This is a genomic window from Lachnospiraceae bacterium KGMB03038, assembly GCA_007361935.1.
Classification (GTDB): domain Bacteria; phylum Bacillota; class Clostridia; order Lachnospirales; family Lachnospiraceae; genus Massilistercora.
In genome coordinates, this window is the sequence record CP041667.1 from 2,112,753 (window position 1) to 2,134,939 (window position 22,187).

Annotated in this window: 40 protein-coding genes, 2 tRNA genes and 2 pseudogenes; 9 read left to right on the forward strand and 35 right to left on the reverse strand. The window is 45.0% G+C overall.

What is annotated here, in order from left to right:
* Positions 1 to 17: 17 nt before the first annotated feature.
* The 8 genes and pseudogenes from FND36_10170 to FND36_10205 all read right to left on the reverse strand — a co-directional run bounded on the left by FND36_10170 (position 18) and on the right by FND36_10205 (position 5,893).
* A complete protein-coding gene (locus tag FND36_10170) occupies positions 18 to 626 on the reverse strand; it encodes an HK97 family phage prohead protease (protein ID QDW74366.1) in 609 nt (202 codons plus the stop codon).
* Positions 623 to 1,714 carry a phage portal protein gene (locus tag FND36_10175; GenBank protein QDW75606.1) on the reverse strand — a complete coding sequence of 364 codons (1,092 nt, stop codon included), beginning with the start codon at positions 1,712 to 1,714 and terminating at the stop codon, positions 623 to 625. The genes FND36_10170 and FND36_10175 overlap by 4 nt, the downstream gene beginning before the upstream one ends.
* A gap of 127 nt (positions 1,715 to 1,841) precedes the next feature.
* A complete protein-coding gene (locus FND36_10180; GenBank protein ID QDW74367.1) occupies positions 1,842 to 2,075 on the reverse strand; it encodes a hypothetical protein in 234 nt (77 codons plus the stop codon).
* Positions 2,076 to 2,087: 12 nt separating this feature from the next.
* Positions 2,088 to 3,779, reverse strand: coding sequence for a terminase (locus tag FND36_10185; protein QDW74368.1), 1,692 nt, complete (start codon positions 3,777 to 3,779; stop codon positions 2,088 to 2,090).
* On the reverse strand, positions 3,772 to 4,308 hold the full coding sequence (locus FND36_10190; GenBank protein QDW75607.1) for a hypothetical protein: 537 nt from the start codon (positions 4,306 to 4,308) through the stop codon (positions 3,772 to 3,774). The genes FND36_10185 and FND36_10190 overlap by 8 nt, the downstream gene beginning before the upstream one ends.
* A 99-nt stretch (positions 4,309 to 4,407) precedes the next feature.
* A pseudogene (locus FND36_10195) lies at positions 4,408 to 4,824 on the reverse strand (HNH endonuclease).
* Between the two features lie 219 nt (positions 4,825 to 5,043).
* Positions 5,044 to 5,114: transfer RNA gene (locus tag FND36_10200), tRNA-Arg, on the reverse strand.
* A gap of 125 nt (positions 5,115 to 5,239) precedes the next feature.
* Complete coding sequence (locus FND36_10205) at positions 5,240 to 5,893, reverse strand: hypothetical protein (GenBank protein QDW74369.1); 654 nt, start codon at positions 5,891 to 5,893, stop codon at positions 5,240 to 5,242.
* A 100-nt stretch (positions 5,894 to 5,993) separates the two neighbouring features.
* Between FND36_10205 and FND36_10210 the strand changes: the two genes are divergently transcribed.
* Positions 5,994 to 6,308 (forward strand): helix-turn-helix transcriptional regulator, encoded by a 315-nt coding sequence (locus FND36_10210; protein ID QDW74370.1) that lies wholly within the window; start codon positions 5,994 to 5,996, stop codon positions 6,306 to 6,308.
* On the opposite strand, the gene FND36_10215 is transcribed toward FND36_10210, so the two are convergent.
* The 22 genes and pseudogenes from FND36_10215 to FND36_10320 form a co-directional block, all read right to left on the reverse strand.
* The gene (locus FND36_10215; protein ID QDW74371.1) at positions 6,151 to 6,381 is read right to left on the reverse strand and encodes a helix-turn-helix transcriptional regulator; all 231 of its coding nucleotides are present in this window, start codon (positions 6,379 to 6,381) and stop codon (positions 6,151 to 6,153) included. The two genes, FND36_10210 and FND36_10215, sit on opposite strands and share 158 nt — an antisense overlap.
* An 8-nt stretch (positions 6,382 to 6,389) precedes the next feature.
* Positions 6,390 to 6,794 (reverse strand): hypothetical protein, encoded by a 405-nt coding sequence (locus FND36_10220; protein ID QDW74372.1) that lies wholly within the window; start codon positions 6,792 to 6,794, stop codon positions 6,390 to 6,392.
* Positions 6,781 to 7,002: a hypothetical protein gene (locus tag FND36_10225; protein ID QDW74373.1), complete on the reverse strand. Its 222-nt coding sequence runs from the start codon at positions 7,000 to 7,002 to the stop codon at positions 6,781 to 6,783. Before FND36_10225 ends, FND36_10220 begins: the two co-directional genes overlap by 14 nt.
* The gene (locus FND36_10230) at positions 6,989 to 7,378 is read right to left on the reverse strand and encodes a hypothetical protein (protein QDW74374.1); all 390 of its coding nucleotides are present in this window, start codon (positions 7,376 to 7,378) and stop codon (positions 6,989 to 6,991) included. The genes FND36_10225 and FND36_10230 overlap by 14 nt, the downstream gene beginning before the upstream one ends.
* Before the next feature lie 201 nt (positions 7,379 to 7,579).
* Entirely contained in the window at positions 7,580 to 7,975 is a 396-nt protein-coding gene (locus FND36_10235; protein QDW74375.1) for a hypothetical protein, read from the reverse strand.
* A 10-nt stretch (positions 7,976 to 7,985) separates the two neighbouring features.
* Positions 7,986 to 8,318 (reverse strand): zinc ribbon domain-containing protein, encoded by a 333-nt coding sequence (locus FND36_10240; protein QDW74376.1) that lies wholly within the window; start codon positions 8,316 to 8,318, stop codon positions 7,986 to 7,988.
* A gap of 1 nt (position 8,319) precedes the next feature.
* Entirely contained in the window at positions 8,320 to 8,616 is a 297-nt protein-coding gene (locus tag FND36_10245; GenBank protein ID QDW74377.1) for a hypothetical protein, read from the reverse strand.
* 19 nt (positions 8,617 to 8,635) lie between these two features.
* Complete coding sequence (locus tag FND36_10250) at positions 8,636 to 9,352, reverse strand: phosphoadenosine phosphosulfate reductase (protein ID QDW74378.1); 717 nt, start codon at positions 9,350 to 9,352, stop codon at positions 8,636 to 8,638.
* Between the two features lie 46 nt (positions 9,353 to 9,398).
* A complete protein-coding gene (locus tag FND36_10255) occupies positions 9,399 to 10,451 on the reverse strand; it encodes a tyrosine-type recombinase/integrase (protein ID QDW74379.1) in 1,053 nt (350 codons plus the stop codon).
* Positions 10,448 to 11,098, reverse strand: a complete 651-nt coding sequence (locus FND36_10260; GenBank protein ID QDW74380.1) for an N-6 DNA methylase — start codon at positions 11,096 to 11,098, stop codon at positions 10,448 to 10,450. The genes FND36_10255 and FND36_10260 overlap by 4 nt, the downstream gene beginning before the upstream one ends.
* Before the next feature lie 15 nt (positions 11,099 to 11,113).
* On the reverse strand, positions 11,114 to 11,305 hold the full coding sequence (locus tag FND36_10265) for a hypothetical protein (GenBank protein ID QDW74381.1): 192 nt from the start codon (positions 11,303 to 11,305) through the stop codon (positions 11,114 to 11,116).
* A gap of 209 nt (positions 11,306 to 11,514) precedes the next feature.
* Positions 11,515 to 11,838: pseudogene (locus tag FND36_10270) on the reverse strand (hypothetical protein).
* Positions 11,835 to 12,266: a hypothetical protein gene (locus FND36_10275; protein ID QDW74382.1), complete on the reverse strand. Its 432-nt coding sequence runs from the start codon at positions 12,264 to 12,266 to the stop codon at positions 11,835 to 11,837. Before FND36_10275 ends, FND36_10270 begins: the two are co-directional and overlap by 4 nt.
* Before the next feature lie 79 nt (positions 12,267 to 12,345).
* Positions 12,346 to 12,558 carry a hypothetical protein gene (locus FND36_10280; GenBank protein QDW74383.1) on the reverse strand — a complete coding sequence of 71 codons (213 nt, stop codon included), beginning with the start codon at positions 12,556 to 12,558 and terminating at the stop codon, positions 12,346 to 12,348.
* On the reverse strand, positions 12,551 to 12,907 hold the full coding sequence (locus FND36_10285; GenBank protein QDW74384.1) for a hypothetical protein: 357 nt from the start codon (positions 12,905 to 12,907) through the stop codon (positions 12,551 to 12,553). Before FND36_10285 ends, FND36_10280 begins: the two co-directional genes overlap by 8 nt.
* 23 nt (positions 12,908 to 12,930) lie before the next feature.
* A complete protein-coding gene (locus tag FND36_10290) occupies positions 12,931 to 13,404 on the reverse strand; it encodes a hypothetical protein (GenBank protein ID QDW74385.1) in 474 nt (157 codons plus the stop codon).
* Positions 13,401 to 13,592, reverse strand: a complete 192-nt coding sequence (locus FND36_10295; protein QDW74386.1) for a hypothetical protein — start codon at positions 13,590 to 13,592, stop codon at positions 13,401 to 13,403. The genes FND36_10290 and FND36_10295 overlap by 4 nt, the downstream gene beginning before the upstream one ends.
* A gap of 165 nt (positions 13,593 to 13,757) precedes the next feature.
* Positions 13,758 to 14,483 (reverse strand): hypothetical protein, encoded by a 726-nt coding sequence (locus FND36_10300; protein QDW74387.1) that lies wholly within the window; start codon positions 14,481 to 14,483, stop codon positions 13,758 to 13,760.
* 328 nt (positions 14,484 to 14,811) lie between these two features.
* A complete protein-coding gene (locus FND36_10305) occupies positions 14,812 to 15,048 on the reverse strand; it encodes a hypothetical protein (protein QDW74388.1) in 237 nt (78 codons plus the stop codon).
* On the reverse strand, positions 14,975 to 15,226 hold the full coding sequence (locus tag FND36_10310) for a hypothetical protein (protein QDW74389.1): 252 nt from the start codon (positions 15,224 to 15,226) through the stop codon (positions 14,975 to 14,977). Before FND36_10310 ends, FND36_10305 begins: the two co-directional genes overlap by 74 nt.
* A 9-nt stretch (positions 15,227 to 15,235) precedes the next feature.
* Entirely contained in the window at positions 15,236 to 15,445 is a 210-nt protein-coding gene (locus tag FND36_10315; protein ID QDW74390.1) for a hypothetical protein, read from the reverse strand.
* A complete protein-coding gene (locus tag FND36_10320; GenBank protein QDW74391.1) occupies positions 15,426 to 15,803 on the reverse strand; it encodes a hypothetical protein in 378 nt (125 codons plus the stop codon). The genes FND36_10315 and FND36_10320 overlap by 20 nt, the downstream gene beginning before the upstream one ends.
* Positions 15,804 to 15,973: 170 nt before the next feature.
* Here FND36_10320 and FND36_10325 point away from each other — a divergent pair, with 170 nt between their 5' ends.
* Complete coding sequence (locus FND36_10325; protein QDW74392.1) at positions 15,974 to 16,429, forward strand: hypothetical protein; 456 nt, start codon at positions 15,974 to 15,976, stop codon at positions 16,427 to 16,429.
* Here the strand turns inward: FND36_10325 and FND36_10330 are convergent.
* Positions 16,416 to 16,649 carry a hypothetical protein gene (locus FND36_10330; protein ID QDW74393.1) on the reverse strand — a complete coding sequence of 78 codons (234 nt, stop codon included), beginning with the start codon at positions 16,647 to 16,649 and terminating at the stop codon, positions 16,416 to 16,418. The two genes, FND36_10325 and FND36_10330, sit on opposite strands and share 14 nt — an antisense overlap.
* Positions 16,650 to 16,780: 131 nt before the next feature.
* Here FND36_10330 and FND36_10335 point away from each other — a divergent pair, with 131 nt between their 5' ends.
* Positions 16,781 to 17,104 (forward strand): hypothetical protein, encoded by a 324-nt coding sequence (locus tag FND36_10335; protein ID QDW74394.1) that lies wholly within the window; start codon positions 16,781 to 16,783, stop codon positions 17,102 to 17,104.
* Here the strand turns inward: FND36_10335 and FND36_10340 are convergent.
* The gene (locus FND36_10340) at positions 17,063 to 17,323 is read right to left on the reverse strand and encodes a DUF2829 domain-containing protein (GenBank protein ID QDW74395.1); all 261 of its coding nucleotides are present in this window, start codon (positions 17,321 to 17,323) and stop codon (positions 17,063 to 17,065) included. The two genes, FND36_10335 and FND36_10340, sit on opposite strands and share 42 nt — an antisense overlap.
* A gap of 109 nt (positions 17,324 to 17,432) precedes the next feature.
* Here FND36_10340 and FND36_10345 point away from each other — a divergent pair, with 109 nt between their 5' ends.
* Positions 17,433 to 17,903: a DUF2321 domain-containing protein gene (locus FND36_10345; GenBank protein QDW74396.1), complete on the forward strand. Its 471-nt coding sequence runs from the start codon at positions 17,433 to 17,435 to the stop codon at positions 17,901 to 17,903.
* Here the strand turns inward: FND36_10345 and FND36_10350 are convergent.
* A complete protein-coding gene (locus tag FND36_10350; protein QDW74397.1) occupies positions 17,881 to 18,063 on the reverse strand; it encodes a zinc ribbon domain-containing protein in 183 nt (60 codons plus the stop codon). The genes FND36_10345 and FND36_10350 overlap by 23 nt on opposite strands.
* Positions 18,029 to 18,253, reverse strand: a complete 225-nt coding sequence (locus FND36_10355) for a helix-turn-helix transcriptional regulator (GenBank protein QDW74398.1) — start codon at positions 18,251 to 18,253, stop codon at positions 18,029 to 18,031. The genes FND36_10350 and FND36_10355 overlap by 35 nt, the downstream gene beginning before the upstream one ends.
* 149 nt (positions 18,254 to 18,402) lie before the next feature.
* On the opposite strand from FND36_10355, the gene FND36_10360 reads away from it, so the two are divergent.
* From FND36_10360 to FND36_10380, 5 genes are all read left to right on the forward strand, one after another.
* Positions 18,403 to 18,855: a helix-turn-helix domain-containing protein gene (locus FND36_10360; GenBank protein QDW74399.1), complete on the forward strand. Its 453-nt coding sequence runs from the start codon at positions 18,403 to 18,405 to the stop codon at positions 18,853 to 18,855.
* Between the two features lie 52 nt (positions 18,856 to 18,907).
* Positions 18,908 to 19,363 (forward strand): ImmA/IrrE family metallo-endopeptidase, encoded by a 456-nt coding sequence (locus tag FND36_10365; protein QDW74400.1) that lies wholly within the window; start codon positions 18,908 to 18,910, stop codon positions 19,361 to 19,363.
* Complete coding sequence (locus FND36_10370) at positions 19,360 to 19,548, forward strand: hypothetical protein (GenBank protein QDW74401.1); 189 nt, start codon at positions 19,360 to 19,362, stop codon at positions 19,546 to 19,548. The genes FND36_10365 and FND36_10370 overlap by 4 nt, the downstream gene beginning before the upstream one ends.
* Before the next feature lie 69 nt (positions 19,549 to 19,617).
* Positions 19,618 to 20,463, forward strand: coding sequence for a type II toxin-antitoxin system PemK/MazF family toxin (locus FND36_10375; GenBank protein QDW74402.1), 846 nt, complete (start codon positions 19,618 to 19,620; stop codon positions 20,461 to 20,463).
* 327 nt (positions 20,464 to 20,790) lie between these two features.
* Positions 20,791 to 21,903: a site-specific integrase gene (locus FND36_10380; GenBank protein QDW74403.1), complete on the forward strand. Its 1,113-nt coding sequence runs from the start codon at positions 20,791 to 20,793 to the stop codon at positions 21,901 to 21,903.
* A gap of 94 nt (positions 21,904 to 21,997) precedes the next feature.
* Here the strand turns inward: FND36_10380 and FND36_10385 are convergent.
* Positions 21,998 to 22,081, reverse strand: a tRNA-Leu gene (locus FND36_10385).
* Between the last annotated feature and the right edge of the window lie 106 nt (positions 22,082 to 22,187).

Sequence of the window (22,187 nt, forward strand, 5' to 3'; positions counted from 1 at the left end):
TAATTTTTTGTTTTTCCTTAGACTTTCCCTCCATATTTTTCAATTATTTTTTTCAGTTTGCTGTTGTCTGGTTTCTCTTTTTTATCTTCAAACCCGATATAATCGGGCTCGAATTCTTCCGCTCGAATCTCGATGGTCTCTTCTCCTTCTTCTCCAGCCCTCGTTTCCACGGTTGTAGATTCATACCAGGGCCTCATACGATCCGAGATCAGCGACACTTCGCTGATGTCAAAATCAGTGATGGTTCTAAGCGGCAGCCCTCCCGGAGTTTCTGCCCTGGTTTCCACTGGCCGTTTGATATCAAAGGACCAGCCACGCAAGCGTTTTTCTCTCGCCAGTTTTACTACCTCTGGATCGGACGTTTCCAGGTGCGCTCTTAACCCCACCACATCCTCACGCAGATTCAGGTTTTCTCCTGTCCGTCCGATGGTCTTGTCCCATTTATGGTCTAGCAGCGCTGTAACTTTCTGCGCCCGCGTAACCGCCCGGCCGAATGCTCCTTTCTGGATGCGCTCGATAAAATATCCGCCCTTGCGGTCTGGTATGGGCCGGCTGTCTCTTCCGGTAACATTTACATATCCGTCGATGATTACGGTTTCTTTCCCTGGTTCTCCCCGAAGCTCTATTCTTGCCCTTCTTCTACACCTCCTTCTCCGATTTTTACGGTCTTATTTGTGTTTGGGATATATACAGTTTGTGTTTTTGGATCATACAGGACGTCTTGCAATCCTAATTTGATCATATTCATTCCCAGCGGCTCCATGTTTTCCTTTTTACGGATCTCATCAATCTGCAGCCAGCCTGTTTCCGCCGCCGTCTTGTAAGCGCTGTACCGCTTATCCGCATCTCCTTTTGTCAGTTCGTACATGTCTGGGGCAAAATAGTAGGTCCCTTTTTCTGATTCCAAGAGCAGCGCCCGGTTCAGCGCCGTCATGAATTCATCCATAAACGTGCTTACACAGTATTTTATATACGCCTTATCCCCGGCTTCCGTTCCTAAATCATCTGGGATTCCCAGAATCCTCCGGAACTCTTCTCCGTTGGTCTTTTTGTTTTCGTTCAATTGCATCTCTACAGATGTGTTTGACGCCTCCTGGAACTCTAACCCGTCATTCAAAATCACCACGTTTTCCGTGTTGTTCTGATACAGTTTCCTCCAGGCTTCTTTTAGCGCGTCAATTGCTGTCTGTGTCAACCGCTTTGCTGATTTCACAAATCCTTTCTTGTTTCCGCCCGTCTTTACCAGCCCTTCTTCGTAGGACAAGGAATTATAAGCCACACTAAGCGCCTTTTTGTTTTGTTCTACAATTCCATTCCCAAACATGCCATCTCTGGTATTCCTTAAAATTCGAACAAATTCATCCGGGAAGTAAGATCTTCCCTGGACCAGGATGACATAATCCTTGAAAATCACATCTGCGTTTGGCGCAATTGACACATATTCGCTATAGACATAACGCAGAGAGTTCACTTCCAGGCCCGTCCAATCGACATACACAAACCCGCCGCGGCCCAGGTAATAATCCCGAACCAGCGCTTGTTTCATCTGATTCGCGTCCAGCGTGTCTCCAGTTTCTTCGTTCAGCAGGTAAACCCGTCGGTCTCCTTCCATCTCTATGACTTTCCCGTTTTCTTTTTTATACAGACGAATCGGAATACTTGCTACAGTACGGGCAATCTCACAAATCGCTCCGGCTACCGACGGGACCTGCATCGCTTTTTCTCTTGTTATATTCTCTTCCGAAAACCACGCCCGGAGAAGCTGGTCGCTCACCTGGCTTTCGTCCAACACCTTTTCCTCTTTCTCCGGCTCTGCTCTCACTCGTTTAAAAAACGCCCTTTTATTCGACCTCCCGTTTCGTCCATCTTTCTAATGTTTTTTTATTCGCCACACTTGTATGGATTGTAATCTCCGGCCAGCCTGTTACATCTGTCATTGTCCCCAGATGTATGTCAATCGAGATGTCTGTTATTTTATCAAGGCCGTTTCCTACCATGCTTTCCGCTCTTTCTATTAATTCTTGTCCAGCCTCTTTTATTTGCTGTACAATCTCATCTCTATATGGTTTTATCACTTTCTTTCCTCCTTATGCCGTCTGTACAACAAAGCCATCATCGTATAATACATATTGCTGCAATAGATACATGGCATTAATCAGCGCCACTACCATGTCCACCTTTCCATTTGATTTCTTTTTGTTGACATATTTGTTTTTATTGGTGTCTTCTGTGCACCTTGCGTTCTGGAAATTGATCTCCAACATTCGATTATCGCAATATCGGAATTTCTTATCCAGTATCAACTCCTTAAGCCACTTCGTCGGCATGTGTAGGACGGAGCTGTGCTGTCGGATTTCTACACATTCATACCCATCCGCTTCCAATCCTTGCACAGTTGCCAGCGCGTTCCACTTGTCATATCCGATCTGCATGATCTCTACCCCGTATTCTTCTTCGATTTCTTCCGCTTTCGCCTTGACATATAGATAATCAATCACTTCGCTTCCGCACGAAAAGCAATCCCCGCGCTCGATCAGCCTTTTGTAGTCAACATGTTCTTTTTTGCTTTTGAACTCGACTTTTTCCTCTGGCACAAATCCAAATACTTTCGCATATACAACCCCTTCTTCCTCCGTTACCATTGCCAGCGCTGTGTTGTCGTCCGTCTGGGATAGGTCCAGCCCCATCCAGACTCGGCGCCCCTTCCAGAACTCCTTGTCGTTTTCTTCCCTGCACACCTTTACTTTCTGTATGTCAATATAGCCTTCCACTCCCAGGCCCTTATAAAGAATGTTATTATGCTTACATAAATAGTTCTCTCTCTTATTTTCATACAATACCGCAATCGCGCGCTTTTTCTTGATCTCTTCAAAGATATAGGAGTGTGACACAGCCACCGGATTGCTCTGATAGATGCAACGATCATCCTTCTGCCATGCCTCCCCGGTCTTCAGGTCTTCGTCCGGCTCGTATAGCAACGCAAATACCCGCTGATCTTCCAGCAATCCATCAATCGCTTTTTTTGCGATGTCGATTTCGTCGATCATAACGTTGTCGTCGTTAGGGTACTGGGTGCTGATGATGATCCCCAGCTTGTTGAATAACGTGATCTGGGAGGACCGCATGGCCTCCACCGGGTACTCGTCCAACGCTCCCGCTTCATCTGCCAGAAAAGCATTGGCCATCTTCCCGTCCATGTTGTCCTGGCTATATGCCAGCGGCGTGTACTCGTTGTCATTGATCAAGCATCGGATCTGGCTTCTCATGATCTTAAATGCCGGGTCATCTTCGTCGTAGAGCGCCGGGCTGACCTTGATGATCTTCCGGATCGCCAGCTTCAATTCTGACGATAGCGATAGGTCTGGCGCCACAGAAAAGAACCGGGAAAAATCCGGCTCGATCAGCATCAGCAGGATGAATATGATCGCGCTCACAAATGTCTTGAAATTCTTTCTTGCGATCTCCAGGACTCCGGTAACGTAATATCGAATGTCCAAATCACTTCCCTGTACCTTCGTGCACATAACCGCCACGATAAACAGCCATGCGTAATCTTCTATGCTGTCGTACATTGGCTTTCTCAGATCTGGGTGGATCATGATCTTTAGCAGGTTACAGACTTTCCTGTATGCTTCCTTATCGACGTAGGCCTCCTGGTTCCTGCCTTCTACGATGTCCAGCCAGAGTGCGGCCTGTCGTTTGACATAGATCGGTACATATCGATCGGGTTCTGTTGTGCACCACTTCGCGTATGTGTACGCCTTTCCCTCTTTAAGCATTCAGCACCTCCCGCAGGGCGTTCTTTTTCGTCTCTGGCTTTTTAGGGATCGACCGCAGGGCCGCCGCTATGGTCATCACATTCTCTTTCTCTATATCAAACAGCATTTTTCGCTTGGTTTGTATCTGCCGATCGTAGCTGATCGCCATCTTGGACAAGTCGTTTTGCAAGGTGATGTACTCTGTAAACTCCATTTCTCCGGCTTTTTCTTCTAGCTCCTGCTGCCGGCAGAAGATCTTCTCTCGCTGCTCCTCAAACTCTGCGCACTCTGCAAAGATCAGGCAGTATCTATTGATCGCTCCGGAGTAAAGATCGTCGTCTTTTCCAATTTCCTTCAGTAGGTTTTTTAGCCGCAGGAACTCCCGATGTGCGATTTCATTGTTTTTGACCTCTGCCTTTTCCTTTAGCTTTTTCCCCGTCAGGAGGTTCTCTTCTGCCTGTTTGCGCTGGCGCAATTCTTTTTTTGTCCGATGGGACTTACCTTCCAGGCGGATCACATCCGCTGGCTTCACTGGTGTTGGCCTATTGATTCCTCCTTTCAAAATCTGATCTGGGAATATTTTATGAATAAGGGGTGGGCGTCGGTGGTATAAATCGTCAGAATTTTCTCTCCGAACCTCCGGGGAGGATCATCCGCAAGCCGGACATCCGTCCCTTTCCTCCTGTTCCTCTGCTATTCTTGATAATTCTTCTCGTTTAACTTCCCCTTTTTCTGCCATCTCGTGGTGCCTCGGACACAATGTTATCAGATTGTAATCATCCAACCTTCTATTCCAATCCTCTGCTACCGGTACGATATGATGCACGGACAGATTTTCTGTTTCAAAGATCCGCTCCGGATTGTGCAACCCCCTCACTCACAACTGGCAGACCTGCCTGTCTCTAACTCTGATAGATTCTCTTTTATCTTTCCACTGATTCGTATATCGGAATCTCGTTTCCGGTGTGTCCTTTTTCTTTTGCCTTATTTTTTGTGCTTCCTTTTTCTGCGGGCAGATATTCTTGCTGTCATGTATCCTCCCGCAGTAGTGGCAGGACTTTAACATCTTTCTCTCCACATCTCCTCTATCAGCTCGGACATTCCTTTTTGATCCATTTCCCAGGTATCTTCCCCAACCTCTACCATTTGCGTATTTGGTTCCTTTTTTCTGTTTTTCGCATTTGATGTATGCCTACATTCTCCTCCGTTCTTATAGCAGCTTTTTTTGTTGCAGTCCTTTACTTTCCCGTCACATAAATAGAAAAACATTTTATCCCTCCCTGAATTGCGCCCCCTGGACTCGAACCAGGATTGCCGGCTTAGGAGGCCGGTGAATTACCATTACTCTAAGGCGCAGATCTGTATCAGAAAAGGCAGCCTCCGTTTCCGGTTGCTGCCTCGTCTGAGATATCTTATCTCAATATCTCATGCTAGCATTATAGCACGGAATTCTGTCCCCTGAGTGACGCACTTTTGCAAATTTACAAATATTTATGTCTCACTTCCTTCAGTTCGCTTTTCTTGTCCCATATCCTCCCAACCACTTGATCCATGGCTGTCATGATCCCTTTTATCCTTTGGTCTGTGTTTGGTCTGCTGTATATTTCCATCAACGCCTCCATGGCTGTCAGGTACTTTCTCATCTCTTCCAAAATCGTCATTGCCGTTTTATTTCCCCGGATATCTACCAGCCTTTCTCCCGTCCTGTGTTTTCTGTCGGCTATTTCTCTGACTTGCGCCAGTTCTGTCCTTCCTGCTGCCGCTGGTGCCTCCTGCTGCCGGAAGTAATAATCTACCAGGTAGTCGTATACTTCCCAGGCTTTGTCTGTGTTCAGGCTCTTTGCGTGGAGAAGAGCGCCTTTCTCTGTCCAGAGGTATAAGATTTTTGCGTTTTTCTCAACAAGGCGTGAATTTCCACCCTCGTTATTAACAAGGTGAACATTTTTCACCTTGTTCTTGAAAGACTTCAGTTCTTCCCCTTGCAATAGGAGATAGTGCTTTCCTTCCGCAAATCTCTTCCTATTGTTCGAGTAGTTCTTTTTGATAATATCTACTGTTGCCTCATAGCACTCTGCTAACTGCTTGCTTGTAAGCACTCTGATCCCTTTTACTTCTATTGTTTGTGGTAACTGCATATATGCCCCTCCTTTTTACGCCTATTTTTGGCGTATCTTTTTGATATATATTACGCCATTATTAGGCGTAAGTCAATAATTATTTTTATAGGAGGTTCATATGTTTAAGGATAGGCTTCGTGCCACTCGTATATTTCGCGGCTTTACTCAGCAAAAGACAGCAGATTCTATCGATGTTCCTCTTAGACATTATCAAAAATACGAGGGCGGAAACATTGAGCCTGATCTTTCCACTTTGGTCAAGCTCTCTGACCTGCTCAACGTCCCCTCGGATTTTCTTCTTGGGCGCGACGATTATCTGAAATCTCTCGGAGTTTCCGTTGATGTATCTCTAGAATGTCCTCCAAGGCGTCCCAAATCTCAAAGGAACCTCCAATCTCTGCATATTCAATCTTCTGATAGTGCCTCAAAGTAATCCCCAGCTTATCCGCCATCTGCTGCTGGGTCATGCCCGCTTTCCTGCGGGCTTCTTTCAAATTCTCTCTCATACTCTCACCTATGCTTTCTGTGACAACAACCAGTAAAACCTTCTCCTGCGGTCATAGTACATTGTCTGGCCGCAGGGCATCCCAATACTGCTTAGATATCGATAAGATCCATATTCTGTGGTGACGCCTATCAGTATGTACTCGTAGATGTCTGGATCTGCTTCTATGACTGCTTGCTCAATCAGTTCGCAGTTTTTTCTTAGCTTTTCTCTCCGGATCACAAGACGCTCTGTCGCTGAATCTCCTCCGTTTCCGGCTGTGGCAGTTCCGTAGCCTGTACTTTTTACCGTGTCCTGCATGTGATTTAGCTCATTTTTCCATTCTTGGTACTGAAGGCAGAAATGATATAACTCCAGGAACCTATGCTTGCTGATCTCGTATTTGTCTTTGTTAAGTGGCCTAACCTTTGTCATGCTTTCTCCCACACTTTTCTTTTAGGTATTCTGCTACCGTCTTTCTTTCCATCTGTTTTCCCTGCGCCCGGATCATCTTTGCCGCCTGGTATGCCGGCCGGCGGAAACGCTCCTTTGCTTTTGTGTTTGGTTTATTGTTCTCCAGCTCGTCCATGTATTTCCCCTTGTCCGCTTTTATGCTGTGCTCGTCTCTTTTATGCTTTTTCATTTTTTGTTCCCTTCACTTTCTTTAGTATTTCCGTTCTTGGTATGTAAGTCCTGTTTTTCATCTTCTTTTCTATCTTCCTTACTTCTCCAAGCAGCCTTTCAAGCTCTTTTACTGTCTTTTCGTTTTCTTCTGTCCAATCTATAATTGGCTCAAGCTGCTCTCTTTTATCTTTCGCCTTTCTTCTCTCTTCTCTGACCTCTTTCAGCGTTTTGGATAGTCTTGCGTGTTCGTGGTATGTGTTTTGATCTAGTTCTACTGCGTGCAGGATGTCTTGGGTTTCTTTTTCTGTTTCGCTCTGTCCTAACATGGCTATGTCATATTCCTGCTTCGCTTCTCTTAAAAATTTCAAAAACTCGTCTATATATTTGCTGTACACATATTTCTCCTTTCCTGGCTATATGGCTCCGGCTTTTCCATCCATGCTATGATTTGATACATGATGACATCATTGCTTTCCCAAACAAATTCTTCTACCTCAGAATCGTAATCCAAATATCCAATTAATTCATTTCCGTATCTATCGCAAGCCAAAATCTCATGATCTGGAACATTGTCTTTATGTACCGGGATCCAGCCGTCATTTGCGTGTTTTTTGTACGATTTCTATGCATTTATCCACAACACATAAAAGACAATCATCTCCATCGCACGGTACTCCAAAGCAGTCCCCATCTTTGGGAGATAGCACAATCTCTTTTACTTCTTGCATTTCTGTTAGAATTTTGGTAATGACATCTGTGTCCTTACCATCCTCATATCCAATCTGATACCATTTCCGGCGACTACATTCTCCGCAGCTATCTCGTGGTGATCTCGTGGTTTCCTGGTCATTTTCACAAGATAAGTGCTTGCGGATGATACCTTTTACAACATTCACATTGATTATCCCTGTCGTCCTATCTTCCTCATCAAAAAGTGGCCACATTACCTGCTTCTTCTCTATCTCTTCCAAAATCTTCTCTAATTCTTGCACGCTATCCCTCCTAATCTGTCATACATTGGATTCCGTCCCATATCAGCTTATACCCGCAATTCGGACAAAAATTATTTCCGAGATTAATCTTGTAGCCGCAATTCCCGCATGTATACCAGTCTTCTATATGTCTTCCTTTGTTTAGTTTAGGTTTTTCTCCGTCCAATTTGTCAAACTCATACAGCACCCGGTTTACTGATCTTTCATAGTCCTCCCATTTTTCCTCTGGAATATGATCCTGCACTTCTTCCGTCAGAATCTCCAGGCATCTTTCCCTCGATACGCAAGGCCCGTAACTTTTTCTTTCCTGCATGTCATTCCTCCCTTCGTTTGCTCTGCTCATTTCATTTTATACATCCCTCGATTTCGTCCAGACAATCATTCCACCCCTTGTCATATCTACCGTTGTCCCAATATTCCTCGTGATGCGCTTTTTCCGGAAGTGGTTTGATCGGGCACCAATCTGGTTTCCCGCGAAAAATAGTTTGCAAATATGGATCTTCTAAATTTTCCGGTTCGATTCGACACCGATATAGTTTTTGGTATGTTAAATTCCCTATAGCCATATCCTCAGCGTGATAACACATTGTACACTCCACACACTTGTCCGGCATATCCATCGCAATAATTCCCTTACTCATCCCGCACCTCCACTAAATATCAGTTTAATGCTAAATAGCACATAATTCCGCACTCCTGCATAATCTCATCTTCTATTCGCCCTCGTTCCGGGGAAAGTTCATCCAGGAAGACACCTCTAATGCATGAGTGCCCTACTTCTCTTTCCAATTTCGCCATCCGGTCAAACACTTCCGGGAAGTCTTGCCTGATCTTGTTCCAGTAACCCATTCCACCCTTGACGCATCCAATACAATTATTGTTCTGGTACCCAAGATCGTACATAACCGGCCTCTTGATTCCCAGCCTGTCCAGAATCGCATGTGCGTCTTGTTTGGTCAGATTTCTCTCTATCAACGGGTATTCATGCTCAAACTCTGACATAGATTCATTCAGGCGTTCTGCACGGCCCTTTTCTCCGACATCAAATCCCCAGACATATATAATCTCATAATCCTTATGTGCATCTTCCCATTCTTTTCGCACACGCTTTTTCAGGATTTGTGTGCATTTCGCGCCGTAGGCACCGTTAATATATCGAAATTGTTTAATCACATTCTCTACACTTCGATATGGAGATCTGAGTATTTTTATCGGTCTTTCCAAAGCTTTTTCACAGTCCTTAATAAACCTCATGCTATCCGGGTGTTGATTATCAATGTCAATGTAGATATATTCATCCACTTCTTTTGCCAAATACCCTGCCACAAACGATGACACCCCCGCTGATAGCCAACACACTTTTAGTTTTTTTCTCACATCAACCTTGTCCCTCCGTTAAATCAAAATTTAGTCTTTAAAATGATTAAATTACATACTTTTTATGCGCCTGCTCCAGTTCCTCTTCCGACAGATCCAGATAGATCATGGTCGTATTCAGCCCGGCGTGCCCCAGCATTTTTGACACCTGCTCTACCGGCATCCCTCTTCTCAGTGCCAAGGTCGCACACGTCCGGCGGAACCGATGTGGGTGGGTTTTCTCCACTCCCGCTCTCCGCCCTATTTTTCTGACGGTGGCCTCTATGCTGCTGATATCTCTTGGCTCGTCCACGACTGCGCTTTTATATTTATACCAGTCTTTCCCTTTTTTATTTACAATGTTTCCGCTTTTTTCGCACGCCGGAACTCCTTTCGGGAATAGCCAGTCTGATCCGTCCTTCCTGTCCGCCAGATACTCGCTTAGCGCAATCTGCGCCTTGGCGTTTAGGTACACCGTCCTGTCCTTGTTTCCTTTCCCATGTACGATCAGCGATTCACCTTCGATGTCACTTCTTTTCATCATCGCCAGCTCTTTTACTCTGCAGCCTGTGGATAACAGGATTTCGATGATCGCCCTCTCCAGGGTTGTCCTGCACTGGCCTCTGATTAATTCGATCTCATATTCTGTAAATGCCTTCTTTTTTTGTTTTGCACACTTGATCGTTTCCACTTTTGCGACCGGGTTTTTCCTGATCAGCTCTTCCATGTATAGCCAGTTAAAAAACGCTCTTAGGTTTCTCAGTTCGTTTCCTGCCGTGATATCCGATACTCCGTCCTTTTTTCTTCGGATCGCCAGGAAAAGGCGGATATCATCCGCGGTGATCTCGGATATGTTTTTCTGTGCCCGCCTTAAAAATTCCGTGATCGTCTCTTTGTAATACTTTATGGTCCGTTCGCTTAATCCCTTTACGATCTTCGCGGTTATAAATTTCCGCACCATCATCTGGTTTTCATCTTCCCGCACTACCGCAACCTCTGTTTTCCTTTTTCCGATCTCGTAGTCCGACAGGATTATTTCTAATTCCTGCTCTATTTCTGGCCGGAAGCAATCCTCGGAGATCAGGGCTTGCAGGATCCTGTCGATCAGCTCTTTCCTCACAGGATCACCCCCATCTTTGCAGGAGTATACAATACTCTGTCCGATGGATAGCTGGATATGTATGGTTCCGCCAGGGTGTCCCCCTGCACACACACAGCCCGGATTCCCAAAAGACTTAACTGGAGATAGCACATATACACACCTTTCCAATCCAGATCTTGGGCTGCTACCTCCATGTTTTTCTGGTAGTTTATCCCTTTTTCCTTTAGTGCGGCGGCTGTGGCTATGATCATCCCGCCCCCTCCGCAGGACGGCTCATTGACCCGATATTTCCCGTCCTCGTCCGGCGCTACAAGTTTCCCGCATAGCTCACTTAAGTGGTATGGCGTAAAAAACTGTCCTGCTGCCTTGCTTCCCATCCCTGAGGTCATATAGATACTTCCCAACACGTCCTCCATTTTATCCTCCAGCGCCATAGCCAGCAGTCCAAGCATTTCCACAAAAATTTCCGCTTCTTCTTTTGTGTATCGGCTTATGGTGTCCATATACATTTTTTCTCGATCTTTCCATACTTTTCCATGTATGATCGTAACTGCGTTTGCGATCGATAGAGAGCAGCACCTGATCCAGTCTGTAAAGACTTCATAGGCGGAATACTTTCCCGCTATTTTTTCAATCCTGTCTATGATCTCTTTCTTGTAATCCAATTCCTTCACCTTTTCCTAATTTACTCCCCATGCTTTTGCTTGTAATTTATATCTATACATGTTGTCTCTCAAGTAAGACAATCTATCTTTTATAGCTCGCTTTGCTCCTGGGGTATTGACTAGTTTGAGTTCTGATTCGAGTTCATTAATTTCTCTCTGGTGTTGATTGATTATTTCTTCAATGTTAGATTTTGTAATTCTTTCCATTTTTTCTCCTTTCCTCATTCTCCCGCCTTTTTCACTCGCTTATTTACTACAATCTGGCTCCCGCATTTCGGGCAGTCAAAGCAGTCCCAGTAATCATCCGGGCCTATAAGATTAATGATTTTCCCTGTATACCTATCTTCCTTTGTTGGCACGAATTCTTTTCCGCATACTTTGCATGTTAGTTTTTTGTACTCTCTTTCATCTTTCATCCATTCCTGCCGGAAGAGATTCCGGTCATCGATATAGTAATGGGCTGCCACTTTCCGGCAGTTGTTTCCCCAGTGCGCTTTATTTTCTTCTGTGTTGTCGTTAACTGCATCGAAGGCCAGACCATGCTCCATGCAAAATAGGACTGCTGCCTCCAAGAGTTCTCCTTCCCGGCAGGTCCATAGGATGATCTTGTCTCCTTGCCTCTGCTTTTCCCGCAGGAACTTGATCAGTTCCCGGTTTGGTTCGCCCAGTTCCGGGTATCGATCTGCCAGGTTCAGTGTGCCGTCAAAATCCACGGCATAGATTTCTGGATAGTCTATCATGCTTCTTTACTCTCCTTTTCTGTTTTGCTCCGCTCCACCTTTACGGCGCCTTTTGCCGTGATACCGATCTTCGCTTTCAGCCCGCCTCCGATATCGATGGTTCCAGACTGGATCTTGTCCTCTACCACCTGGTCGGCGATTTCCGCCAGCAGTTCCATGGTCCCCTCTCTGATGATCCCCGTTTTCTGGTATGGCCCAAATTGTTTCATGATCGCTTCTACTGCCCGCTCCTTCCTTTTTTTGTAGGCGTAGTTTTCCGCCTCCTGGCATTCGCAACACTCTGTTGCCAATTCGTCTATTTTCTCTTCCTCCCATTCTCCCGGTGCTTCTACGGTTATCATCTGGCCACAAAACCGGCATCCTCCCGTTCTCTGCCTCAGCAATTCCGGCACTCTTATTCTTACGTCCTTCACTTGGTCTCTTAACATAGTTCTCCTTTCTCCCTGGCCGCCCTGGGCCAGGGCCCGCTATGGTTATCTGGTTGCGTGTGATACATCCCAGTGGGTGCTATAATTTTGTTATTGTTTCGTAAGGCGCTCCCCGGAAGGTTCCATCCTCTTTCTTGATCCAGACGGTATCGGTCTCTCCAAATCTTCCAAATCCTATGACCTCCCCCTCTCCTGATAGGGTTCCTCCTGCTGCCCTGACATTTTCGTATCTCACCCGGTCCCCAATCTTCAAGTCCTTATGACGCCCAAAGTATTTTTCAAACTCATTCAAGGTAATTCCTCCCAGCCTTTTCCATCCATTCTGCCCTGGTATGTGTTTTCTCATATTCCGCCTGAAAGAGTCTGCAGAGATACTCTCTGGTCTCCCGGCAGTTATGGACTGCCTTCGGCCCCGTTCTGTGGTGATAGGGGCATAGGTCTACTACAAACCCTTCCGCTTCGCTGATGGTTCTCTGCCCGGCACCGTAGAGTACGTGGTGCCGTTCTGTTTCTTGATGTTTTTTAATCCCTTCCGCCTCGCACAGAAAACACCGTCCCGATTCTGTAAATATCAGCGGTTTGCCATGTTTTTTTCGGCGTTTTTTCTTTCCCGGCTTCGGGAACATCAATCCTTCTGTCAAAATGCCACTCCCATTCTGTAAAATTAAGGTTTTCCGGCGGTCGCTTCCGCTGTTTCTCTTGATCTATTTTGTTCTTCTGCGATCATTTCTTTTAGCAAAGGCCGATAATCGTGATGTTTACTAAATCGGAAGCCGATTTTTTCCATCCGTTTTCCTTCCTCCAAGAACTGTTTCCACAGCTCTTTATTTTTGACTTCTTCTCCGCTGGCCTTGTGCCACTCTGCGCGGCGCCAGTCTTCCAGACGACCGTTCTCGAAGGTGTTGATGACAAATGCGCAGTTGGTATAGATCAATACCCGGCACGGTTTCAGTTTTTTCAGGGCCTCCACCATTGCCAGGAGGGTTGACCGGTTGTAGGTGGTCTTTTCTTCCATGCCCACGAATCCTTTTGTGGCTGGCCCTTTCTCGGTCTGGCACTCCAGTACCGCTGCATACCAACCATCCTTCACACAGGGGCCCGCCAGGCTGGTCTCGATATAGATTTTTACCTCTTTCATTCCTCCATCGCCGCCTTAAAGATTTCCTTGAGCTGGCCTTCGGTAAAGGTCCGCTCCTGATCGGTGCCTGCGTATACCGTGCAGGACCCGGCGATCACATAAAATCCATCTACTACCCCGTGTTTCTTTACCGCTCTCTTGACACTCCCCTTAATCTTCTCAATGTTTTCCTTGGTCGCTCTTTTCATTTTGTTCCTCCGTAATACTCCGCCGCAATCTGGCAGGCCAGCCCGATCAGGTCTTCATCGTCCATCTCGACCCGCTCCCATCCCTCGTCTTTTTCTTGCTCATCCTGCCAGTTCTCAAAGGCCTGGCGGAATTCTTCCAGTTGCTTTTGCGCGTAATCCTGCATCCTAAATCCTCCTGTGGATCGATATTAATGCGTAATACCGGTACCTGTAACCGGTCACCGGGTTTATCCCTTCGTGGTAACTTGGCTTGTCTATGTAATATCCTGGCTTTTCTTTTGGTTTCTTCCGCCAGCGGGCCAGTCGCTTCACTTTCGGTTCTGGCGTTGGCAGATTCCGGGACGGCTGATAGCTGGCTTCCTTCAGCCGCGGGTCTGTCTCCGGGGTCTTGGTGATGTATGCCGCCAGGTCTGCAAACTCTCCCTGCTCGTAGAGCAGCTTAAAATCTACCCCTCCGTGGGGCCAGGCCTCCTTCAGGATCAGATCTGCGTCTGTGATTCGGTTGACTATGATATGTATGTGCCAGGCTCCTTTTGTCCCTACTTCGATGTTCCGCAGGTATCTTAGTTCCTGCCCCTTCCTCCGGTACCCCCGCCTGACCCGGCGAATGAAATCTGCCAACTCCTTCTTAGCCTGCCTCATGTCCTGCGGCCGTTCCTCTTTTCGGTAAGTCAGAGTGACCAGGTAATCATTCTTTCTAAACCAGGTCCGCAGCTTATGCCTGGCCTTCCTCTCCTTGTTCCATTGGTTCCGCTTTTTGATCTGTTCCGGGGTTGGCTTCTTTTTCTTTTTTCTTGGCTCTCCCCTGGCGCCATATTTCCCATCCAAGTATTCATAGACTTCTATGGCATTGGGGAATGTATAGGTTACTTTTTTGTATCTCTTTTTCATCCTCTGGTCCTAACTTTAATATTCTTATCGAGTCTAAAAACGGGGCGAAAATCCCCGGTTTTCCTTGACTTTCCGCCCCGCAGATGATATAGTATCTATAGGTTATTTTTGTATCATCTGTGAGGCGAAAGCCTGGCGTCCGCGGCAAACGGACGCTTTTCTTTTTATATGATCACGTATGTCAGATCCTTTTCTTCGGCATATTTCTCTGCCATTTTCACCGCCTCTTCGCCGCTCCCGTAAAGGCAGCTTATGAGCCCGTCTGAGTATCGGATGATATAGAGTCTCTTCTCTTCTTTCTGGGTCTTTTCCACTCCTGTGCTTCCTTTCATCTGGACACGTAGTACATTTTCCCATTCTCTTCCAGCTCCATCCTTCCAGACTTTTCTACTGTTGCCGTCAGTCTTCGCTCTCCTTCCAGTACCGCACATGCTTCCAGACCGTCCGGTCCCTTTCCGATCCCGATCATGATGTCCTCCAACTCGTAATTGTCAGCGATCCTGGCTATCTCTTTCAGTGGCTCTTTCAGCCTCGCCGCGATCGGTATCCACTGCTCTTTTTTCACTCTTTTCACCTTCCTTCAGCTTTACGCTTTTGATTCCTTTCCCGTCCAGCAGGTCTGCATAGTTTTTAAGGTATGAGACCGCCATGGTTTTGTGATACTCTGTCCGGTGGTCTATGCGCTCCGCAGATTCCAGGGTCTGGATAATCTCGTCAATCCTGCTTACTGTTAATCTCTTCATTTTTCCTCCCTAAAACAATTCGATCAGCCCGTAGTAGTCCGCCATACACAAGATAGCGGCTATTGTGGCAACACCCGCAAACCCATATACAAATTTAAAAATAGCTGCCAATAGCCTTTCCGCCGCCCATTCCGCTTGATGGATCTGCCTCTTTTTCTTCCATGGCGTATCCTCCTTGATCGGCCACGGTTCGATGTACTTAAATTCCCTCGCTTTCATCTTTCCCCTCCATTTTCAACGCCGCCTCCATGCATTGTCGGTCGTTGTACTCCGGCGCTCTCCTTGGATAATGCCGCAGGATATATCCGTATTTGGCATAATCCCAAAATACCGCTTTATCTACAAGTCTGTCCTGGATGGCCTCCTTTGGGTATCTCCCTTTCTGGATCTGTTCCCGGATTCCGTTTCTCCGGCCCTGATAGGCCGTGGCTCCGATCCCGTACAGCCCCTTAAAATATCCGGCCTTTTCATATCGCCGGACCGGTGCCCGTTCTTCCTTCTCAGCCAAGCATAGGATCAAGTCCGGCAGAATCCTCTGAATCCTCTTCAGCTCCTGTAATGCTTCCGCTTGTTCCATCCGTTAATCCCTCCAGTTCCTCTAATACTCCTTGCGATAGCGTAGAAAATATTTCGAAAAATAATTTTACCTATCTTCTCGTTGTTCCCTCTTGCTCTTTCCTTTTCTCCCTTTTATAATTTGTTTACAGGCTCCGCTGGGCCGAGTATAAAAAAAGGGGGGCTCCTTCTATGCGCAAACCGCGTAACGAACCAAGGTTAATAATCTGTCTTCGCACTTTTCTTCTCAGCCACTCTCTTATCCCTTACAAAACATCCCAGGGAAAAATCCTCAGTTATGACGCTGTCCGCGTTTTGATTTCCTGCGTTTACGATGTGGATGATTCCACCTACAATGGTAAACCCATTCAAACCCATTTCCTTGATGCGTATTTGGGCGGCAACTATCCTTTCCGTGTCCTAAATCATGCTGAGATATTCAGCGCTCTCGAATATCTTCGTGACGCTGGTCTTATTATGGATCTCCGCGGCACTCCTGACAGATACACCTTCTATGTCACTCACGAAGGGATTCATTATTTTGAACTGCGTCGTAAAAACTTCGTCTATCTGTTTTTTACTTCCGTCTTTCTTCCAATCATTGTTTCTGCCGCAACTACGATAATCACCATTTTTATAGCTGGGTAAACACGAGCGTTGTTATCACTGATGTCATAATTGAAACCATAATGATTAGCGGATAGTTTACAGGCGGATGACAGTTCCACTCTAACCAGTCCAGCTTTGCAAGTATTTTATGTAACAGATAATCGTTATACCTTTTGTCCGCTGCTTTTTCATATTCCAGTTTCTCTTTCTGTGCTTCCTTTTCCCCTACTTTTCTAAACACCCATCTTTTCAGGCCCACTTATACCACCTCCTTCTCTTCTCCTGTGAATACGTCTGGACTTACTTCTCTCTTGCCCTTTCCTTTTTTCTCTCTTATAATTTACTTACAGGCTCCCTCCAGAGCCGAGTACAAGGAAAGGAGTTCTGCTTATGCTTACTAAAGAAGCAAAAACCGTTTTGTACCATATGTACAAAGAATATCTTGTTCGTCGTGATAACCACATCCCCCGCTCACAATCCAAGGAGTTTGGATCTGCTGAAAATGTCCAGTCCTTACTCTTCCCTGATTGGGAGCTGGAGGATATCGTGGATACTCTTCGCGAACTTGGCCGCAATGGATTTGTTAAGAATTTCAATGCTGATAACACTGTATATACTTGTAGCCTTACCGATTCTGCCATTGTCAAAATGGAAAACCAGAAGAAAGAAACCTTACTCAGCATTGCTGACTTCATCGCCAAATTCATTCCTTAAAACGGCCCAATCATCAGCCATCAGATCGTCTGCTGTTGGATTCCAGCAACGACAAGCTTCTTTCTGCTTTTTGTCTGCTATTACAACAAGTACGCATGTGTCATATGTGTTTGTTGGCTTAATCGCAGCATATCTTGTTGATTCTTCTATCTTTGCAGATGATCTGATGATTAAGTTATTCTCTTCCATTGCCATTCTTACCGCTTCATGGATATACATGTCACACCACCTCCTTCTCTTCCTCTGGTTTCTTTTCGAATTATTCTTTCTTCCATTCTGAAAACCTGTTATAATTTTCCTAACTCAAAATGAAAGGGGTCTGTATACAATGCCATATCGCAATGCTACAATTTGTCTAAACGGTCATGTAGTATCTCCCAGTAAATCCAATGCTGAAACATTTTGTTCCCAATGCGGAAACAAAACGTACTCCGTTTGTCTTCAGTGTAATTCCCCTATACGTGGTCTTTACGATGTAGAAGGGGTTGTTGTAGTTGGGAGCCGAGATTACCAAAAACCTTACTATTGCTATAATTGTGGATCTCCATATCCGTGGACACAAAAAATACTGGATAATGCAATAGAGCTCCTTTCTCTGGATGATGAATTAGATAGTTCTTCTAAAGAACTGATTAAAAGTGCCATCCCTGATTTAATTGTTGATACACCTACGACTCCTATTGCCATATCAAAATATCGTAAAGGAATTGCAAATGCCGGACAAATTATAAAAGACTCTCTTCGCCAGCTTCTTATTGATGTCATAAGCGAAACTGCTAAAAAGACTTTATTTCCGTAGGCGTTCCGCAATACATGCAGTAGTTGTCCGTTTTAAGTATTTTCCTGCCACACTTAGCACAATGGATACGCTCTTCTTTAGACGAAAGTTTATCATTGTGCTTTTTTTTATTATTTTTCATCTCCTTACTCTCCTTTCTCATCTGGATGATTTGAGTCATAATCTTTTAATTCACAGGGACTTATATCCATCGCCTCGCATAAGTTAAACATTTCATTAGCCTCTAGTTTCCGAGATTTAGATAAAACCGCAGAAAGCTTGCAAGGAGAAATTCCTGCTTTTTTGGCTATGGATGCCTGTATAAATCCCTTATCTGATATGACCTTCTTCAAGTTATCTCTTACATCCATATTTTCACCTCCAAACTCATTTTTTGAGTTAACTAGATAATATCACTCATTATTTTAGTTGTCAATATAAAAAACTAAATTTTTGAGTTTCTTATATTGATTTTCTAAATTTCCTATGGTATAGTTAAATCACTCAAGGAGGTGTTTGCATGACAAAGGAAGAGATTGGAGCTGTCCTTAAAGGACTCCGTACTGACAGCGGAAAAACGCAAAAAGAAGTCGCAGAAATACTTGGAAGAACTCAACAAATCATTGGTCATTGGGAGACTGGATATTCTCAGCCAGATGCCAACACTTTATTTAGATTATGCGAAATATATGGAACTACAGTTGACGAAGCTTTTGGATTTAAAAAAGAAAAACAATTAATTACAAAAAAGGATATTGATCTATTATGTAAGTATCATGAACTAGATCCTCACGGCAGAGAAATGGTGGATTTCACTCTCCAAAAAGAGTATGAGCGTTCAAGGGCTCTGACAGAACATACACCTGAAAACATTGTGGAGTTACCATCTCATCTTGAGGTCAACGCCGCCCACCACTCAAAGGGTGAGTTCACGGATGAAGAACGACAGGCAGATGAAGACATGTTGGATTAAGTCCATTTTATAGGACAACAAGTATGATATTGTTTTATCGGAGGTGTTGGCAATGAAATATGAAACACTGTTAGCCGCCGCCGATGAAGAGGGTCTTCGAATAAAAGAACGCCCCTTCAGCACTTATGATGGGCGGATAAAAGGAAAAGACATTTATCTTCGCAAAGGGATGACCACCACAGAAAAAGCCTGCGTCTTAGCAGAAGAACTCGGCCACCATTACACCAGCGTGGGCGATATTATAGATATGGAGAATTCTCAGAACCGCAAGCAGGAACGGCAGGCCAGATTCTGGTCCTATAATAAACTGATTGGACTGAGAGGAATCATCCAAGCCTATGAATCCGGGTGCCAAAACAGATATGAAATCGCTGAGTACCTGGAAGTGACGGAAGAATATCTGGCGGACTGCATCGAATGTTACCGAGACAAATATGGGGTCGGAGTTGCGGTGGACAATTGCTACATTATGTTTATCCCGCACCTGGCCGTAGGGAAGGTCGTATGAAATATATTTTTGAGAACGAAACAGCACTGAATCTATATTATACAATCACGATAGAGATGGGAATTAATATTGTCCCCCAGGGTTTTGAGGATGAGGTCTATGTTTCAGAGGCCTTTTTGACGGAAGCCTTAGACGAAATCCATCGACTGGAATATATGAAAAAGCAAGGCTCGAAAAAGATGTAAAAGCAAACCGTCCCGGTGTGGCAACACCGGGGCGCTGAGACGCCCACAAAAGAAAAGAGGTGAAATGATTTGTCAAAAGAATTTACAAAAGATGATGTTATACAAAATAAAAAAGAGGCTATTAAATCTTTAAACAAACTATTGGAAAGTTATATTAATGACCCGGCAGGGAACCATTTAAAAAAAGCCAATTTGTTATCGTACTGGATAAAAGACTATGTGCGAATGATTGATTTTGAGGAAAAATTTGATCCTTCTCGTAATATAGCATATAAGCGAGGAAACATCGTAAAAATCGATTTCGGATTTAATATAGGTGCTGAGTATGGCGGACTTCATTATGGGGTTGTATTAGATAATAAAAACGCCCATAGCTCTCCCGTTGTAACAGTCATCCCGCTAACTTCCATAAAAAGTACAAAGAAAATCCACGATAATAATGTTGAACTCGGAAACGAATTATACCGATTGTTAAAATTAAAGTATGATACTATTTCAAAATCACTTAAGGAGGAGCAAGAAGAAATCAAACAAGAACTTGTTCTTTTTAAAACCCTAGTCCATCTTACAAACGACACGATAGATGAACTTAAAACCTGCGAAACAGGTACTGATAATTTTAAAAAGAAGTTAGATGACGCTCAAAAATATTTAGACGCTTCATACAAGTTAGAAAAGGCGTGGAAGGAAAAAGAAAAGCATAATACGGAACAACAAGAATATCTCGATAAGATTGGAAATGAAATTTCTAACATGAAAGCAGGAAGCGTTGCTCTTGTAAACCAAATTACCACCATTAGCAAAATACGTATATTTGATCCAAGAAGCCTTAAGGGTGTTTTGGCGGGTGTTTCTTTATCTGAGGAAAATATGGAAAAAATCAATCAGAAGATAAAGGATTTGTACGTTTTTTAAGAAAAATATTACGGAAATCTGGAATATTTTCATTGACTACGAGCATAATATGAACTATAATAAACTAACAGAAAAGAGAAATCTTTTCTAATATCGCCCTAGGGGCATCAAAAAAGATATATGTTTATTATGTGAAGACCTCGTAGTAATACGAGGTCTTTTACGTTATATAAAAACCGCCCCGGTGTTACCAGCACCAGAGCGGCCATGTACCAGAGATGATACATACATATTTCGTACTCTTACATTGTATCATCTCCTGGTCAGCCACGCAAGAGAAACACTCTCTGGCTGTTATTTTTATACCCATTTTTAAGGAGGGATATTATGTGGGCTGAGAAAACACCCGCCGGAAAAATTAAATTCGTAGAACGTTACGAGGACCCTATGACCGGGAAAAGCCGTAAGGTGTCCTGTACCATGGACAAGGATACCCGCACTACCCGGAAGGCCGCCGCGCAGATCTTAGATGCGGAGATCCAGAAGCGTCTGACTGCTGCCCCTTCCGCCGATCACTCTCTCACCCTTTCCGGCCTGGTAGACCTGTACCGCGAGGACCAGAAACAGAACGTAAAGCCATCCACCTACTCCCGGAATTATTTTGCCTGCAAACGCTTGATTGATATTTTAGGCGCAGACACGCTTGTGTCCCGTTTAAACGCCGGATACGTCCGTAAGCAGTTTAATTCTACCGGGGACGAAAACGGTACCTTAAATGAGCGCCTGGCGCGCCTGAAGGCACTAATCCGGTGGGGCTATAAGAATGACTATATTGATGATATCCGCTGGCTGGATAAGTTGGATAAATCCCCGGACCCGGAGAAAAAGGAACGGCTCCAGGAGAAGTTTTTGGAAAGCGAAGAGCTTAAAAGATTGCTGTCTGGCATGTCCATTCCGCAGTGGCGGCTTCTGACCGCTTTCCTGGCCCTCTCCGGCCTGCGTGTGGGCGAGGCGATCGCTCTTACTCTTAACGACGTGGATACCCATAACCGCATGATCCACATCTCCAAAACCTGGGATACTAACAATGAGCTTACCACGACCGCCAAGACGCTTTCTTCCGCCCGTGATGTCTATATGCAGGATGAGCTTTTGGATCTCTGCCGGAAGATCAAGACCTTTACGCTCTCAGAAAATTTGCGTAACGGGTGCAAGAGCGATTTGCTTTTCTGCGATCCCAACGGAGAGCATATAGTATATACCGCCTATAACAAGTATCTTAAGGAAAATGCGCTGCGTATCCTGAGCCGCCGGATCACTCCCCACACCCTGCGGCATACTCACGTCGCCCTGATGGCGGAGGCGCGTGTGGATCTGGAGATTATTTCCCGCCGGCTGGGTCATAATTCCAGCAAGGTGACCAGGGATATCTACTACCATGTTACCAAGCGTGCGCAGGCGCGGGCCAACGAATCTATTCGCGAGATTAAATTGATTTAATCAGTTTGCCCCTTTTCTGCCCCTTTTTATATTTTGACATACAAAAATCCCTTGAAAATACTGGATTTCCAGCACATTCAAGGGATTTCTCCAATGCGGAAGATGGGACTTGAACCCACACAGCCCGAAAGCTACAAGATCCTTAGTCTTGCTCGTCTGCCAGTTCCGACACTTCCGCATGGCGATTAAATCGTCCAAAAAAGATAATACTATAACCCAAAAGAAATGTCAACAAAAAAATGTAAAAAAATAAAGGCGGCCATCCGTTCTTAATTAGAAAGCCA